At 34.9% G+C, this 229-nt stretch carries 1 protein-coding gene; it reads right to left on the minus strand.

Annotated elements, in window-relative coordinates:
• Positions 1-229, minus strand: a 229-nt coding sequence (locus SB717_RS40095; protein WP_410908961.1) for a hypothetical protein, incomplete at both ends; no start/stop codon positions are given.

Consider the following 229-nt stretch of genomic DNA (forward strand, 5'->3'; position numbering starts at 1 on the left):
TAAGATATAACTGCCAATAATGTAAAGCACCATTTTTAAACTACAGATAATGACAAAAACAAAGGAGAATCTACATGGTTTTTGAGAAAGAAAGATAGGGTCTTTTGGTTTTCGGGCAATATTGAGCCCAATTTGGATGGTCTTATCCGTTTGAAAGCGATTTAAATGGGGTTTGGTGTCCCAAACTCTAATTTTTCTATGAATGTGATGACCAGAAAAGTTCTCGAAC

Origin of the sequence: Priestia sp. SIMBA_032 (genome assembly GCF_046535215.1) — a bacterium.
Classification (GTDB): domain Bacteria; phylum Bacillota; class Bacilli; order Bacillales; family Bacillaceae_H; genus Priestia; species Priestia aryabhattai.